The following is a 16,092-nucleotide window of genomic DNA, read 5'->3' on the forward strand; positions in this document are numbered from 1 at the left end:
TCACAGACATGCAAGCGCTGCTGGCTGATGGAGAGGCTTATTTCAAGGTCGCGGTGGTTGCAGATCAGGTATATGCACAGTTCATCACCAAAAGTGCCGTGCACATCTATGCCCTGGATTTGGATCGCCCGGGCCTTGATCGTGTTGTCGCCCAACTCCGCGATTCGATCGTGCGTGAAGAAAATGGCGTACTGGTGACCTATCCGTTTGACGCGGCGCTAGCGCATCAGTTGTATCTCAGTCTAATGGGACCAATCGATGCTGAGCTCGCCGATGTGCGCCATCTGGTATTTGAACCTGATGGCGCGATGCTGCAATTGCCGCCGTATCTTTTGGTGGTCGAACAAAAAGGCATAAACGCATATTTGGCGCGCTCAGCGCAGCCTGATGGCGATGCGTTCGATTTTACCGGCATTAAATGGCTGGGAAGGGCGCGCGAAATGTCGATCTCGGTCAGCCCCCGCTCGTTTGCCGATGTAAGAGTAATCCCCGCCTCGCGCGCGAGTAAACCTTATCTTGGGCTGGGCAATAATGCCCAGCCGCCTATCGAGGTTCGCCCCATTGCGGCGGTGGGGCAAAGTTGTGATTGGCCTCTGAGCGTTTGGCAGCACCCGATCGCGCCGGATGAACTTTTCCTCGCCAACCAGATTGTCGGCGGACAGAATGGCAATGTCGTGACGGGTCAGGCGTTTTCCGATACTTCGCTTTTGGCGCGCGACGACCTTGACGACTACCGCGTGCTGCAGTTTGCCACCCACGGGTTGGTCACTGCACCTCGGCCCGAATGCCCCGCGCGACCCGCGCTGGTGACATCATTCGGTGATGGCAATTCCGATGGTTTGCTTAGTTTTAGGGAAGTTTTTGACCTTAAACTGGACGCAGATGTTGTTATTTTATCAGCGTGCGACACAGCCGGTATGGCAACGGTTGGGGCGTCACGCGATGCAGGCATCACCACGGGCGGCAACTTCGCATTGGATGGACTGGTTCGCGCGTTTGTCGGCGCGGGGGCGCGATCGGTGGTCGCTAGTCATTGGCCGGTTCCCGATGACTTTGATGCCACCAAGCGGCTTATCGGCGGAATGTTCAGCGCCGCCCCAGGCACGCCGCTGGCGCGCTCGTTAAACGCTGCGCAGCAGGGGCTGATGGACGATGCCGCCACCTCTCATCCGTATTATTGGGCCGCCTTTGTCATTTTGGGCGACGGCCAGAAAGCGCTGTTGACCAAGCCGGCAGGGCAGTGAGGCGCGAGCGAACCGTGCAAGGCCAAAGCACGTGCCGTGGATATGTTAAAGCACATGCCGTGGATATGTTAGCGCGAAAACATGGATAGCCCATAATGTTATTTCTCTTGGTACCAGTCGCATTAGTAGCACGGTTTTAGTGAGGCCAGATGCCCAAAGGTAGCTTTCCATGTTTGCCCGACCTCAAGCCGACGTTCCGCAACCAGCCCAATTGCAGTCCTTGTACTTCGCCGCTTCAGGAATGGCCGGTTTCAGCGATACCGGTCGTCCTCAGTAGTGGTGGCGATCGGCAGTTTTGTCCCAAACATGGGCCTTCAGGCTGAGCAGCATTGGCATCTAACGAATGGCGGGTTTTATGACTGGTAGACATCTGCTAGCAAAAGGTAACATCCCTGAGCTTTGAGGTGGAATTTGATGCCTTGCCGCTAAGATGACGGTTCTTGTCAATTAGTCCGTTCGTTGCCGCTTCGTGGCTGGCCTGAGCAAACGAGGTGATTGTGGAACGTGAATGTTTCTCAGGGTTGAAATTCATCTACGAATTGTTCGATTCCAGATCGTCTACTGAATTTTCGGGTTTTCTGTCGGTTCAAGCTCAACGAGCATTTTGAGGTGCTCGGCCCATAATTGCATGGCTTCAACCCGTTCTGGTGCCCAGTCGTGGAGATGATAGGGTTCAGTAGTCCTCCCGCTATGGATTGATCGATGGTTCTGCAGCGCTGCGATCACTTCCATGCGAACATGCAGCCTTTGCAAACCGGTCGCGAACGATCGGCGAATATCGTGGAGTCGCCATTCGCGTTTCAACTCCATGTCGGATTCGCAGATAATCCGGTCGAGCCTAGCCTTCATCTTCGAGAAACCTGCAAGGCTGGTTTCCGGCTTATGCTGAAAGACTGCCCCGCGCCGTGGCCAGATTGCGCCCTTGCCCAGAATGTCCAGCTCGATCACGGCGAGATCGCTCAGTGGCACTTGATGGACGAGCTGGTTCTTTGTCCGCTTGCTTTCGAGGGTCCAGACTTTTTCGTTGCGGTCAAGTTCCTCCCACCCGATGCCTGCCACCTCGCCGCGGCGCTGGCCGGTGATCAGCAGTAGCCTGATGAAGGGGCCCCAAATTGACCAGTCCGGCTCGGTATGGGTATGCGCTAGGATCACTTGCAACTCGTGATCCGTCAGAAGCCGATTGCGTGGCGCAATCTTGCTGGGACCCCTCATGCCCACCATGGGTGATTGGCTGAGATCACCCTGTTCGATGGCCCAGTTAAATATCCGTCTGATCAGCTTGAACAGGTCACGGCGAAGGGCAGGGCTGTCGATTGGCACCTTGTCCAAAACTTCGGTGATGTGGCGGCGTTCAATGCTCGCCAGTGGGCGCATGCCAAGCACAGGGACCAGCCAACGCCGGACGTTGCTCTCGTGCGTCTTGTAGGTTCGCTCGCCCCATTCGCGCTTCGCATAGGACTCAAGGAAGCCTTGGACGTAACGATCGAACCGAAGATCGACCTCTTGTCGTTGCCGCTCCTGCGCTACCTTTCGGGGATCAACGCCTGCCTTGATCTGCTCAAGAAGTCGACGCGCCTCGTTGCGAGCATCGCCCGGCTGCCATGGGCTCGCGTGGGTGCCGATGGTGTGCCGTCGTGTTGGCGTGCCTCTGCCACCCATTCTGAACTGCAGGACATACACCTTCTTGCCAGCCTTGGTGACCTTCAAGCCAAACCCATGGACCTCGGAATCCCAGATGAAGAAATCCGAGCTGGATGGCTTCGCCGCCTCCACTGTTCGCAGCGTTATCTTCGATCCCATCGCACTCTCCAGCAATCACATAGCAATCACCGTTTATGGGATCGCCTGAAAATTGCCAAACTATGATTGCCAAAGTCTCGAGATTTCGGGCGTAATTTCCGGGTGTTAAGCCTGAAGATGCATGCGGCCATCACACTGGGGGTGTGGGGGTCGGAGGTTCGAATCCTCTCGTCCCGACCAATTAATTCCCATCATTTAGTGGCGGATTGCGCTCGTCGCTACCTTCACATGTTGTCCGTTGGCGAGCACGCTGACGTCACTCAGGATCGCATCGCGTCAAAATCGGCGTTGTTGCGCCGTTGCGCTGGATGCTTTTGATATCGTCTGAGCTTCCAGGAAATTCCAAGTCTAGTCCTTTGGGGTTCCGGTGTGATAGCCATCGCAGGTTTAATAAAGCTCGGCCATTTTTGACATAAGCCTTCTGAAAGTCAGAACGGTGATGACCTTGTCGGGGGCATATTCGGTGAGCAGCATCTCATGCGTTGTGCGTCCATCGAACTTCTCGCCCCAGGCTCGGTAAGGATTTCGTTTAAGGGTTTGCGAGTGGATGCCAGCCTCGCCAACAGTCTGGGGTAAAACATCTGGCTCACTTGGCGCCGCAATCTTGGGTGCCTGGACCTTTCAAGAGTGCAGGGTGCCGCCCGCGCGGTCAGCATCATTCAATCGGTCGCCTGCCGTCGAGAAGATCAGGCTCGCGGGACTCATCGCGTTCGTCGGTCACAAGTTGCTCAATAGCACAGTCCGGGCCGGTATCGCCGTCCACTGGCATTGCGGAAGTCGCCAGTCGCGACGTTTTTGGTGGGGCGGGATTTGTGGACTGCGCAAGCCCGCCGATGCGGCCGATATCACCGCCTCCATCGACGCGAATTCGGTAGATCGGTTCGGGCAACACAAATCCTTCCCGCTCCAGTGCCTGCTTTGCGGCCTGGATTGCGAGGCTTCGGCCTTTGCCAAAGTCGGTCTGGCGTTGGTCGATCCATGCGAAAAAACGCAAGACGATACTGGAATCGCCAACGACGTCGATGATCGCATGGCAACGCGGTTGCGGCAGCACGATGGAAATGCCCCGCATCGCTGCAAGGCCAACCTGCATGCCAAGCAGCGGATCATCATCGGAATCGATTCCCAGATCGAACTCGATCCGCCGCTGCGGGTTGCGCGTGTAATTTAGGATGATTGCCTTGAAGACGGTGGCATTGGGAATGCGCAGATGGTTGCCGTCCAGTGTCATCAATATGGTTGCGCGCGATGTGAGGCGAATGACGCGGCCTTCGCTGTCGCCGATCAGCACATGATCGTTGGCGCGGAAAGGCTGGCGCAGGCTGAGCATCAGGCTTGAAACATAGTTGTCGACCGTGTCCCGAACCGCAAATCCCAGCGCGATGCCGATGACGCCGGCGCTGCCGAGGACAAGCCCCAATAGCGCGGTGGCGCCAAGGATCTGCAGCGCAACGATCAGACCGGCAACGATGCTGATAATCCGGACAGCGCCGCCGATCAATTCAGCAAGAAAATTGTTGGGCGCAACCCAGCGCCAAAACCGGTCCTGCGCCGCCAGAAGATATCCGAGGCTGGCAATGATCAATCCCGCCAGCAGTGCGACCCCGAACAAAGGGATGGCGCGGGCAAGGCCCCGGAAGTCAGCGGTGAACTTATCCAAAACGGGCGCAAGATTGCCGTCCACCTCAAAACTGCGGTCGATGGTGTTTTCAACCGTGACCACCCCGGCAAAACGCGCGGCGATGGCTTCAGCCTTCTCCCGGTCCGCCTGGTTCGGTACCGTACCCGTGAGCGTGACCACGCCAGACTGCACCCGAATTTGGACGGCGCGCAGGCCTTCGATTTCTTGGAAGATGCTCTTCATGCGCGATGCGATGATGCGGTCGGTGCGGGCATCATGGATCGCAGGTTGGATTGCAGGATCGGAACCTTCAGCGACCTCGATGTCTGCTCCCGCAGGTTCCGATAGAATAACGGGCTCGGCAGCCTGCGCGAGGAGCGGAACAGGAGCCAGCAGCGGTATAAGCACGGCGAAAAGAACGACAAGCAGCCCAAGCCCTTTATTTGGCGTTCTTCCTCGTCGGTCGCATCGGTGCCATAGCATCCGCCACGTGTTGACGCGATCGTCGCAAGCGCCGAGCGCCGCTGTGACGGCCAAATCAAACGTATTCATCTTGCCAGGTGTTGGTTTCCCGCGGAGCAGCAAGGGGGCAATCAGCGCGACATATGCAGCGCCTCCAATCAGGACAACATTCAGCACACCGAGCCAGTCGTCAAAAAACATTCGGTTCGCTCCAGACGATTGTATGTAAATTTGCAACGCCGCTTTGGCCCTGTAGTTGCAAAACCTGCGGTGCCATTTCAGCTTTTACTGGGGGCAACTTTCGTTTCATTTTCAACACCACCAGCCAATACGACCGATCAGCTATGCGCGTCATCTCGGTCTAAATGAGCTGCGATTGCAGCCACCAGAAAGCGGACATTCGCTTAGCAGCAGCGTGTCCATACGGCTGTACGAGCGCATAACCGGAATGGTTGGCGGCGCCTACGCCGATGAGATCGCCCTGGATGGATGCTGGCGCGAGCAGGCAATCGTACTGCCGTCGTCTCGTTCAATCCTGAGGCCGCCAGGTTTACGCAACCTACGCCTGACCGAGCGGTAATTGTATTGAAGGATCGCGGTTGATCAATCGACACATCAACGTAGCGCCACAGTCATGCATTCGGAATAATCATTTCGCTGTTTGGCATGCCTCCTAATGCGGAATGGCTCACGCTTCCTGTCGACCTCGGTCGCCTTGGGCGTGTCCCACATAGGGACACTTTCCGTAAAGGAATTCGACTCTTTTGAGAGAATAACCTAAAGGGATCAACGCTTCATGAACGCGAGTCCCGCGCAAACCGGGTCACGCAAGGGTTGCAGATGAAGTGGCACGCGGAATATCTGCGGTCACTCCCGTGTCTGACTTTAGCAGAACCGCGTTCAAGAGAGGAAACAATGATGAATAAGTTCATTCTAGCCGCTGCTGCGGCTGCTCTGGTTATTCCTGCAGCAGCGATGGCAGCGCATTTTTCCGACAGGCGCTGGCCCCGGCGGCGTTGTTAACACACAAAACCCTGATGGTTTCAAAAACAAAGGCCAGTGCCAGTCAGCGCTGTCGCAAGAGATCAACCGGCAGCGGAAAGATCCGAGCGAACGGAGCCCTGCTCGTCAGGGTGATTCCACCTCCGAGTTCCAGCGCGCCATGCTCGACCGCTTCGAGTGCCGCGAAGATGGTGACACCGGCGTTTTCCGCGTTTTCTTGAGCTAGTCAGTTCGACAATACAAGGAATGAGAATACCCGCAGAGCTTGGCTTTGCGGGTGTTTTTTTTGATCAGAAAAGTTTTCGTATCGACAACTTGATGCTTCGACCGACCGGGTCCTGATAGGCGTGCTGGAATGCAACCGGGGTCACACCTGCTTGATCGACAACCCGCTGCCGGGAATTGAACAGGTTATCGACCTCTACGGCGATTCGCATCCGCTGGCTCCAATGGCTGCGATCCCCTTTGGCGATCACCTCGCCAACATTGGCAAACAGGTTGAGGTTGAACCGCGCCAGATCGCGATACCTGAGTTCGCCGAACGAACTGGTTGCCCGGTAACCGCTCGTCCAATTGATATCGAGGTTCGCGCCAAGGCCATTATTCAGCAATCTTGCGCTAAATTCTACCGAATGGCGCGCCGCACCTCCTCCGGCACCTTTCAGAAAATCGATGGTTGGGCCATTCGCGAACGGCGTCAGGCGGTTGCGCAACAGAATACGGTGATCAAGCGTAAACAGAAGCGTTCCGGCGCGCGGACCTGCGCCAATCTTATCTTCAATTTCTGCGCGTAAATCACCCGCTTCACGAAGCTGCGCGGCGAGCTGCTTCGACCATGTCAGCGTCCAGTTTAATCGGTCTAAATTCGACTGATCGAAATTGACCGGGCGCGCATCAAACCTCACAAGCCTGCCTGAACCATCGCGAATGAAGCGCTCGGGGAACGCGGTTGCAAGCTCCTGCGAGACTGCGGGTAGTGGGAGAACGAGTCCGTCGATGCGGCGGCGCACGTATGAGGCGTTAAAAAGTAGATCCGGCAATGCATCTGGCATTATCGATAGCGAAAATCGCATCGATTTCGTGCGCTCTACACTCAGCGATGGATTGCCGCCGTCAAGGCGTTCGGCAACAACGGTTTCACCGCGCAAAAAGTCGAAAATCCGAACTTCTGGTGTGATGACGCGGGAGCCTCCAAGTGCGGTAATGTCCGGTGCACCGTCTTTGCGTGACCAGAACGACCCAATCCGGATTCCGGGTATCGGGCTCCAGCGCAGGCCAGCGCCGTATCCCCCGATGGTCGGCAGATCGTCTAAAGTTTCGATGTTACCTTCGATCTCGGCAGTCAGCCGACCCATTGAGGGCAACACGCGCGCCCCCGTGAGCGGAATGCTGAGACTTGCCGACCCTTCAGCGCGTGAGCGAGACAATCGAACCGTGTCTGCCGCCAACCCCAACATGCTTTCAGAGCGCAGGATATATCGCCCGCCCTCAAGCTCAACATTCGCGCGGATTGTGCCCGCCGGTATTGCGACGAGCGGGCCATTGAACTGGGCAGTGCCCAAAAGCAATGTTGTGCGGTTACGGCTCTGGTCCCAACGGACACCGGCATTGCTGTTCTTCCGCTCGATGCGGGTTTGCTCCACCGCCCTATCGAACGTCGCGCTGGCGAACCAGCTCCACGCCCCAATTGCACCGTTGGCGCCGGCCGAGAGGCCTGCAGTTCGGCCCGTCCGTCGATTGGCCAAGAAATTGCGTCCGCCGGTTTCTGACGGAGTCAGAGAGGGTCCGATCCGCCCCTGGCTGCTGGTGGAACCGACCATAGCGCTGAGATCGAAAGACACGCCCTTCAGCATTTTGCCTGACCAACTGCCGCCAAGGTCAAACTTTTCATTGCCGGGGAGCAGCGTGCGCGCGGTGCCTTCGCCATTCACAACAGTCCGGTCCGCCTCAAACAATGAATCGCTGCGAAAGTATTTTGCCTTCGCATTCCACCGTCCTTCGCCCGCTATGCGCGCGACACCGAATTCACCGCCGATTCCGCCGGTCCCGCCCGAGGTTGCGCGTTGCGCCGCACCGATTGTAGTAACCGCACGAAAGTTCTTACGTAAAATGAGGTTCACGACCCGCTGGTCGGTGCCGGCCCCATATAAAAGAGAGGCTTCTTCAGGGAGAATTTCGACCCGTAACAGCGCTTCTGGCGGTAGATCGCCCACTTGAGCGAGGTTTGCAATCCGCTTGCCGTTGACGAGAATAATCGGCCCGTTCGCTTCGGCACCGCGGGTCCTGGGGGCAAGCGCAGCCAGCAGGTCTGAAATAGAATCTGCAGCGTAAGCTTCGATCTCGCGTTCGCCAATTTCGACCAACGGCGAGACGTCGCCTGTCGTCATCCCACGCAGTCGTTCGCCGACAACGACAATTTCCTGCGCGGGCCTTAAATCGTTTGCGCTTCGTTGTTCCGGCGCGCGATTGTTGTCGCTGGCCCAAGCTGACCCCGGGACTAGCGAAATAAACATTACCAGCAGGAAATGAGCCAGTCGCATAGCCAAGCTATGAGTAAGTTTTCGGGCCTGTGCACCCCCATCAACAGCGTGAAATTTAGTCGTTCCAATTTGGCATGGTTTTTAGACGATTTCTTGTCGATATATTTATTCAGAAGCATACGCAAATAAGATCGAAACAGAGTTGATAAGTCTCGATATCTACGTTCGCGGAGATGACGGCTACGAGCTAAGTATCCCTCTATCATAACGCTGCTAAGTCAATAAAATAGGTAGATATTTTAAGCGATCTGGAACAAATTCAGGCGACTTTTCACGCAAGGCAGTATTTGCTTCAATGTGTGATCTAGGTTCAGGGTTTACCTTGGTGGCTACCATAACCAGACTGGCATTGGTCGCGATGGGAGCAGCATCGCAATCACGGTTCATACCTCAATCCAAGGGTGCAACCGTCGGCAGTGGTATCTGCCACGGCTGTGCATGATCCAAGCGGGTGCAGCTGTTGTGCTTCGTGGATGAGAAACGATAACAAAAAAACCCGCCAACCGACTGGTTTGGCGGGTTTTTTTATGGTGGGCGTAGCAAGGATTGAACTTGCGACCCCTGCGATGTCAACACAGTGCTCTACCACTGAGCTATACGCCCACGCTGGTCATTATCTGCCCACGGCTGGCGCGGGCAGGGCGGTCCATTACAAAGCTGCGGCATGAGGTGCAAGCAGTATTTGCCGACGTGATGGCGGCGCTAAAGGCTTTGCGCAAACGTGCCGCGCGCAAACATGCGATCAACCTCGAGCACGAGGTCCTTGAGGTGAAACGGCTTTGACAGGACCCGCGCATTGGGCGCGGCCTGTTCGGCCTTCAGGGTCACTGCGGCAAACCCGGTAATGAACATCACCTTGGTGTTGGGCGCGATCCGGCCGCATTGCTGCGCCAGCTCGATCCCATCCATTTCGGGCATCACGATATCGGTGAGCAACAGATCAAAATGCTCGGCCTGCAGCAGCGGCAAGGCAGCGGTGCCGCGATCAACGGCGATGACCGAATAATCGGCCTTTTCAAGCGCGCGCTGCAGATAGGCACGCATTGCCGCGTCATCTTCTGCCAACAAAATGCGCAGCATTGCCTGTCCCCCTAAAACTGCAATATGCCTGCAAACATCAGGCCTCTGGTGCGGATGCTCGCTCCGAGCTGCATTTATGCAGGATGCGGTTAACATTTTCCAGCCTCCCGTTGATCAATTCACGCCAGTGCCTCATTGCTGGACAGATGACTGCGCCAGTTTTGCCACTTTTCATTCATGCTTCTGGCCCCTGCGCCCGGCGCAGATCGGCCTCTCGCTTTGACAGGCGTGGCGCTTTGCCTCATGGCATGGCGCATGACAACTGATCGTCCGGCACCTGCAGCAGGCTCTGATGTGTTCCACCTGAGCGGGTTGGATACGGCGCGGCTGCCGGTGCTGGTTGCCGTCCCCCATGCCGGGTGCGTTTATCCGCCGGACATGCGCGCCAATTTGCGCGTCGCGCCGCGAGTGCTCGAACGGCTGGAAGACCGACACGCCGACGCGCTAGCCGCCGATGTTGAGGCCGCAGGCTGCGTGTTGCTGACCGCGCAGGTTGCGCGCGCCTATATCGATCTCAATCGCTCCCCGCAGGAGATCGATCCCTCGATGGTGCGCGATGCACCGCGCAGCGCCTTTGCCCAGCCCAGCGTCAAGGTGCGCGGAGGCCTGGGGCTGGTGCCGCGCCGCCTCGCAGACCATGGCGAGTTATGGCATGGGCCGTGGCAGCGATCGGATATTGCGCGGCGAGTTACCACGGTGCATGAGCCCTATCATCGCACGATGTCACAGACCCTGGCGGCATTGAAGAGCCGTTTCGGTGTGGCGCTGCTGATCGATCTGCATTCGATGCCACCGATTGTTTCCGACGGGACGAAGCCGATCCCGCGACTCGTGGTTGGTGATCGATATGGCCGTGCCGCTGCGGCGCGGATTTGCGATCTTGCGGTGCGTACGCTTGCGCTTGAGGGGCAGCAGGTTGCGCTCAACCATCCTTATGCCGGTGGCTATATCCTCGATCGCCACGGGCGGCCTGAGCATGGCATCCATGCCTTGCAGATCGAGATCGACCGTAGCCTGTATCTTGATGAGAGCTTACGCGAATGCGGCCCGGGGCTGGCTGCGATGCGTGCCACGATCGTAACCCTCGCGCAGGTTCTCGCCGACGACCTGTGCAACCGAGGCTATGCCGTTGCGGCCGAATAATCGCATGTTACCCGCAGAGCGTCGGTCAGAAAAAACCACCTCGTAACAGGTTACGAGGTGGCCAAGGTTCAGGGAGGAGGTGCAAAAATGCACCCGCCGGAACGCGAAAGGGGGGGGAAGCGAACCGGCATTAGTTATCTAGGGCAGAACGGACGGGGTTTCAATGCCGCTGTGGGCGAAAAAGTTGCGAGATGAATTTTCTTGCTAATGAAAATGGTTCGCAATAAACACTGTTGAGGTCGCCGCGTGTGGTGCGGCCCAGGCAGGAGCGACATTCATGAAGGGTAACTGGTGGCAGCGACTGGTCGACAGACCTGCGGATCTGCATAGCGCAACGCTTGATGAGGCAAGGCTGGTAGTGGCACTGCGGATTGCTGTGTTCGCCCATAAGTCCGGTGCTGATCCTGCGCCAGCGGTGGCCGCAAAGCTTGGCAGTGCTGTGCTGGCCAACCATCTATCACTGATCGTCGAGGCGATGGGCCAGGCCTGGCCGGAACCATTCAGTATCATGCGCCCGTGCTGCGGCCGGATGTCGCCCGATGAGACGCTGTTTGCCGGCATGTTGCGTAGCGCGGCGCGCGGCAATCGCGCCAGCTTTGACCGGCTGACCTGCGAAATGCTCGCCGAGGATGCACGCAACCTGCTGTTCAATCTTATGCGGCAGATGAGTTTGCTCGGCGCGCCGCTTGAACAGGCAACACCGCGCTTCGGGGTCAGCCGCACCAGCGATTAGGCGACAATCAACTGGGCGGCGGCGATCATGTCACCGCCGCCCAGCATGCGTATCGGTCAGTTGACGGTCTGCATCTGCGCCGGGATATTCGGCACCTTGCCGTCAGCGGCCTGCTGCGAGAAAATGTCGCGCATCACCTGCAGCGAGAAGAGGTGCGCATAGATCAGCGGCAACGCACCGTTCTGGTTCAGCTTGCGCAGTTCGTCGCCGCGCATGTCACGCAGCTTCTGTTCGTTGACCATTTGGAAGCCCTGATAGACGAACGGCTGGGTCAGCGACGCATGTTCGATCTTTAACTCGCCATCCATCAAGAGCTCATATTTCTTGAGCTCTTCCATGAAGAAGCCGGTGGCCTGCACAGCGCGTTCGAAGTCTTCGCAAAACTGGAGGATGTTCTTGGTGGTCTCGCTCGGCTGGTCACCGTCAAACAGCGCCTCGCCTTCATCGAATTCGCCGAGTGCTTCGCAGGTCGGGTCGAAACACAGCGACAGGTCTTCGGCGTCGGGCCGCAGCTTGGCCAGCATAAATGGATAACGACGGACATAGGCGGGCACATAGGCCGCCTTGCGATACTTGCCGTCGTCATCCAGAAAAACGTTCACGCCCTCGTTCATGCCCATCAGCGCGAGCGGCACTGGCTCGGATCCGGCCGAGAAGATGATCGGGTAGTGGCGCTGAGCTTGCGGGAATTCTTCGACCGTCAGCGGCACGGCATGCTGGTTTTTCAGGAAATGCGCGCCCTCGAGGGTCCGCGACCGATATTTGGCGTGATCGTTCGAATTGAGCGGCACCAGATCATTGAAAAAGACCGGAAGGCGGTTGTTTTGTGGCGCGCTTGCCATGAAATATGTCTCCGCTGAAACTGTGGATGAGGCGATGGGAACGATTGCGCCTTAAGTTGCCTGCAGGCGGTGCGCAAGGGGCTGCGCGTTCAAAGCGCGATCAGCTTGCCGGGGTTCATGATGCCTTTGGGGTCAAGCGCCTGCTTGATGGCGGTGAGCGCGGCGAGCCTCGGCGGATCGGACAGACGCGCCAGTTCATCGCGCTTCATCTGCCCGATGCCATGCTCGGCTGATATCGATCCACCGGCCTCGACCACCAGATTGTGGACCAGCGCGCTGATCGCCTTGCCTGGATGATCGGGCCATAGCGATGCGTCCGCCCCGGACGGCGCGGCGACATGAAAGTGCACGTTGCCGTCGCCAAGATGACCGAAGGCAGCGACTTCGACCCCCGGAAACGCCGCCTCGACAGATTTACCGGCATCAACGATGAACCCGGGCATCGCGGCGACCGGCACGCTGATGTCGTGCTGCATCGCGGGGCCTTCGGCGCGCTCGGCCTCGGATATCGAATCGCGCAGCTTCCAGAACGCTTCGGCCTGCGCTTCGTTGACCGAAATGGCCGCATCGTTGATCAGGCCGCGCTCCAGTGCGTGAGCCATCAGGTCTTCCGCGATCTGCTCAGGCGGCAGGGCCGCGGGATTGTCGCGCACCAGTTCGATCAGCACGTGCCACGGGTGCGGCCCAGCCAGCGGCGCGCGCGTGCCGGGAATATGCCTGATCACATTGGTAAGGCAACGCTGCGGTACGATCTCAAAACCTTCCACCGCGTGCCCGGCGCGATCTTCGAGCAACAGCAGCAACTGCCGCGCGGCCATCGGCGAATCCAGTCCCGCCCAGACCACCACCCGGTCGACCAGCGCCGGAACCAGTCTGAGCGTTGCGGCGGTGACAATACCCAAGGTGCCCTCGGCCCCGATCAGCAAATGCTTGAGGTCATAGCCGCGGTTGTCCTTCTTCAGCGTGACCAGGCCATTGTAGATCGATCCATCGGGGAGCACTGCCTCGATTCCGTCAACCAGCGCGCGCATCGTGCCGTGACGCAGCACCTGGGTGCCGCCCGCATTGGTGGAAACCAGCCCGCCAACCGTGGCCGATCCCTTGCCGCCCAGCGTAAGCGGAAAACGGAGACCTTGCTTGGCGACCGCCTCGTGCAGGGTTTGCAGGATCACGCCCGCATCGGCGATCACCGTGCGCGCTTGGCTGTCGATGCTGCGGATGGTCTGCATCCGCCGGGTGCTCAGCAGAAGCGCGGTGCCGCTCGTGTCGGGTGTCGCGCCGCCGACCATGCCGCTGTTGCCACCCTGCGGCACGATCGGCGTGCCCGTCTCGGCGGCAAGCCGCACGACAGCTGCCAGTTCATCGCGGTTTGCGGGCGACACCATCGCCAGCGCCGCGCCGGTATAGCGACCGCGCCAGTCAGTCAGCCACGGTGCCAGCGTTGCAGGATCGGTCGACAGCCCCCTGTCACCCAAAATGCCTTGAAGTCGGTTGATCAAACTGTCGTTTGTCGCTGTGATGGTCATGGATTGGGTTATCGCACAAACTTTGGCTGGCGAGCAACGGGGCGAAATTCGGCGCAGCCTGTGTTGAAACTGTCACAGTGAACCCCAATCGGGCACCCAAATGCTGGGTTGCAACAGGGGGTTCATCGGTTGTTCAATCGGCGGGCTTAAGCGAGACATGGGGCTAAATCCGGTCCGGGGATCGCAGTTCGCTCATGTTCGCAGTCACGCACACATTATATTGGCTGATTCTGGTCGCGGCTCCCGCTGCGCCGCAAGCCATTGATGACGCGCAGGCGGTGACCGGGCGCGCCGAGGCTTCCGCGCCGCTGCGGCATTCGCTGATCGCCGAGGCGCTCGATCCGCAGCCCCAGACCACCTATCAGGTGCGGATCGAACAGCGGATCATCATTCGGGTGCCGCGTCAGTCTGCGGTCCGCTCCTCATTCAGCGCGATGCCGCAGGCCAGTCGCTCCGCGCCGCCGGAACCGCCGCGCTATGAACGCCGCAGAATTGGCAAATGCGTCGTGATGAACCAGGTGGCCAGTGTGCGGGTGATCAACGATGACCAGTTGGTTTTGTTCATGCGCGACCAAAGGATGATCGAGGCCGAACTTGAAAAGTCATGCAGCGCTCGCGAATATTATCAGGGATTTTATATGGAACGCAGCCGCGACGGGCGGCTTTGTGTTGATCGAGATCTGCTTCAGGCCCGTTCCGGCGGCAAATGCGAAGTCGAACGCCTGCGCCAGTTGGTGCCGGAGGACTGACACCGGGTTGGCCTTATGCAATCAAGTCTGGCCCTGCTGCACGCCCAGCAAGGTTGACTTTTCAGTGGTTTTGGTCGAAGCGCGCGACAGGCATTATTGCCAGCAAGGATGGCGCGGCAATCTGTGCACGCGCTGCTGCAAATTTTTCCGGATTTCTTATGAATTTTGCCGATCTCGGCCTTTCTAACAAGTTGGTGCAAGCCGTTGCCGACTCCGGCTACGATACGCCGACCCCCATCCAGGCGCAGGCGATCCCGCCGGTGTTGATGATGAAGGACATTATCGGCATCGCGCAGACCGGGACCGGCAAGACCGCGAGCTTTGTTTTGCCGATGATCGACATTCTGGCCGAAGGACGCAGCCGCGCGCGGATGCCGCGCTCGCTGATCCTTGAGCCGACGCGCGAACTAGCGGCGCAAGTTGCTGAAAATTTTGAGAAATATGGCAAGTATCACAAGCTGTCAATGGCGCTGCTGATAGGTGGCGTGTCGATGGGCGATCAGGTCAAGGCGCTGCAAAAGGGCGTCGATGTGCTGATTGCGACGCCGGGCCGGCTGATGGATCTGTATGATCGCGGCAACATTCTGTTGACCGGCTGCGATCTGCTGGTGATCGACGAGGCCGACCGGATGCTCGACATGGGATTTATTCCAGACATCGAGACGATCTGCACGCGTCTGCCGACAACACGCCAGACGTTGCTGTTTTCTGCCACCATGCCGTCTCCGATCAAAAAGCTGGCGGACAAGTTCCTGACCAACCCCAAATATATCGAGGTCGCGCGGCCGGCGAGTTCCAATGAACTGATCGAGCAGGGCAAGATCCGCGTTCAATCGCGGCGCAAGCGCGACGTGCTGATCAACATGCTTGATGCCGGCGTCCATACCGCAATCGTGTTTTGCAACCGAAAGACCACGGTGCGCGATCTCAACAAGGCGTTGCGGGCGGGCGGCTTTGACTCCGGCGAGATCCATGGTGACATGGAGCAGAGCGCGCGGATCGCGGAACTCGACAAGTTCAAGGATGGCACGATCAACATTCTAGTCGCGTCCGACGTTGCGGCGCGCGGGCTCGACGTCAAGGGTGTGAGCCATGTGTTCAACTATGATGCACCCTGGCATCCGGACGATTATGTGCACCGGATCGGACGCACTGGCCGGGCCGGGGCGACCGGCAAGGCCTATACATTCATCACAGAAGACGATGCCGAGGCGTTGGCCAACATCGAAAAGCTGATCGGCACCACAATCCCCGAGATCACGGTTGCTGCGCCCGCCGGGGCTGGCGCTGACCGGCCCGAAGCGGTGCTGGCCGATGAACGCCCGGCACGCTCCACCCGCCGCACCCCGC

Annotated in this window: 11 protein-coding genes and 1 tRNA gene; 5 read left to right on the forward strand and 7 right to left on the reverse strand. The window is 58.4% G+C overall.

Features of this window, described 5'->3' with window-relative positions:
* Positions 1-1,244, forward strand: a 1,244-nt coding sequence (locus ACEW8G_RS09065) for a CHAT domain-containing protein (RefSeq protein ID WP_373488103.1), incomplete at its 5' end; no start/stop codon positions are given.
* A gap of 558 nt (positions 1,245-1,802) precedes the next feature.
* Here ACEW8G_RS09065 and ACEW8G_RS09070 read toward each other — a convergent pair.
* The 5 genes from ACEW8G_RS09070 to cpdR all read right to left on the reverse strand — a co-directional run bounded on the left by ACEW8G_RS09070 (position 1,803) and on the right by cpdR (position 9,749).
* A complete protein-coding gene (locus ACEW8G_RS09070) occupies positions 1,803-3,044 on the reverse strand; it encodes a tyrosine-type recombinase/integrase (protein ID WP_373488104.1) in 1,242 nt (413 codons plus the stop codon).
* A 655-nt stretch (positions 3,045-3,699) separates the two neighbouring features.
* Positions 3,700-5,328, reverse strand: coding sequence for a mechanosensitive ion channel domain-containing protein (locus ACEW8G_RS09075; RefSeq protein WP_373488105.1), 1,629 nt, complete (start codon positions 5,326-5,328; stop codon positions 3,700-3,702).
* Between the two features lie 1,091 nt (positions 5,329-6,419).
* Complete coding sequence (locus ACEW8G_RS09080) at positions 6,420-8,669, reverse strand: hypothetical protein (protein ID WP_373488106.1); 2,250 nt, start codon at positions 8,667-8,669, stop codon at positions 6,420-6,422.
* A gap of 528 nt (positions 8,670-9,197) precedes the next feature.
* Positions 9,198-9,272: transfer RNA gene (locus ACEW8G_RS09085), tRNA-Val, on the reverse strand.
* 99 nt (positions 9,273-9,371) lie between these two features.
* Complete coding sequence (gene cpdR / locus ACEW8G_RS09090; RefSeq protein ID WP_373488107.1) at positions 9,372-9,749, reverse strand: cell cycle two-component system response regulator CpdR; 378 nt, start codon at positions 9,747-9,749, stop codon at positions 9,372-9,374.
* A 255-nt stretch (positions 9,750-10,004) separates the two neighbouring features.
* Between cpdR and ACEW8G_RS09095 the strand changes: the two genes are divergently transcribed.
* Both ACEW8G_RS09095 and ACEW8G_RS09100 read left to right on the forward strand, forming a co-directional pair.
* Complete coding sequence (locus tag ACEW8G_RS09095; protein ID WP_373488108.1) at positions 10,005-10,892, forward strand: N-formylglutamate amidohydrolase; 888 nt, start codon at positions 10,005-10,007, stop codon at positions 10,890-10,892.
* A 277-nt stretch (positions 10,893-11,169) separates the two neighbouring features.
* Positions 11,170-11,625 (forward strand): addiction module antidote protein, encoded by a 456-nt coding sequence (locus ACEW8G_RS09100; RefSeq protein WP_373488109.1) that lies wholly within the window; start codon positions 11,170-11,172, stop codon positions 11,623-11,625.
* Positions 11,626-11,681: 56 nt separating this feature from the next.
* Here the strand turns inward: ACEW8G_RS09100 and ACEW8G_RS09105 are convergent, their stop codons facing one another.
* Complete coding sequence (locus tag ACEW8G_RS09105; RefSeq protein WP_373488110.1) at positions 11,682-12,467, reverse strand: SapC family protein; 786 nt, start codon at positions 12,465-12,467, stop codon at positions 11,682-11,684.
* Positions 12,468-12,556: 89 nt separating this feature from the next.
* The gene (locus ACEW8G_RS09110; RefSeq protein WP_373488111.1) at positions 12,557-13,993 is read right to left on the reverse strand and encodes an FAD-binding oxidoreductase; all 1,437 of its coding nucleotides are present in this window, start codon (positions 13,991-13,993) and stop codon (positions 12,557-12,559) included.
* 194 nt (positions 13,994-14,187) lie between these two features.
* Here ACEW8G_RS09110 and ACEW8G_RS09115 point away from each other — a divergent pair, with 194 nt between their 5' ends.
* Both ACEW8G_RS09115 and ACEW8G_RS09120 read left to right on the forward strand, forming a co-directional pair.
* A complete protein-coding gene (locus ACEW8G_RS09115; RefSeq protein WP_373488112.1) occupies positions 14,188-14,742 on the forward strand; it encodes a hypothetical protein in 555 nt (184 codons plus the stop codon).
* 158 nt (positions 14,743-14,900) lie between these two features.
* The coding region (locus ACEW8G_RS09120; RefSeq protein ID WP_373488113.1) for a DEAD/DEAH box helicase at positions 14,901-16,092 on the forward strand (1,192 nt) is incomplete at its 3' end.

Origin of the sequence: Blastomonas sp., assembly GCF_041747255.1 — a bacterium.
Classification (GTDB): domain Bacteria; phylum Pseudomonadota; class Alphaproteobacteria; order Sphingomonadales; family Sphingomonadaceae; genus Blastomonas.

Coding starts and splice junctions, on each gene's coding strand:
- ACEW8G_RS09070 (WP_373488104.1), bottom strand. CDS start 3,044: ATGGGATCGAAGATAACGCTGCGAACAGTGGAGGCGGCGAAGCCATCC.
- ACEW8G_RS09075 (WP_373488105.1), bottom strand. CDS start 5,328: ATGTTTTTTGACGACTGGCTCGGTGTGCTGAATGTTGTCCTGATTGGA.
- ACEW8G_RS09080 (WP_373488106.1), bottom strand. CDS start 8,669: ATGCGACTGGCTCATTTCCTGCTGGTAATGTTTATTTCGCTAGTCCCG.
- cpdR (WP_373488107.1), bottom strand. CDS start 9,749: ATGCTGCGCATTTTGTTGGCAGAAGATGACGCGGCAATGCGTGCCTAT.
- ACEW8G_RS09095 (WP_373488108.1), top strand. CDS start 10,005: ATGACAACTGATCGTCCGGCACCTGCAGCAGGCTCTGATGTGTTCCAC.
- ACEW8G_RS09100 (WP_373488109.1), top strand. CDS start 11,170: ATGAAGGGTAACTGGTGGCAGCGACTGGTCGACAGACCTGCGGATCTG.
- ACEW8G_RS09105 (WP_373488110.1), bottom strand. CDS start 12,467: ATGGCAAGCGCGCCACAAAACAACCGCCTTCCGGTCTTTTTCAATGAT.
- ACEW8G_RS09110 (WP_373488111.1), bottom strand. CDS start 13,993: ATGACCATCACAGCGACAAACGACAGTTTGATCAACCGACTTCAAGGC.
- ACEW8G_RS09115 (WP_373488112.1), top strand. CDS start 14,188: ATGTTCGCAGTCACGCACACATTATATTGGCTGATTCTGGTCGCGGCT.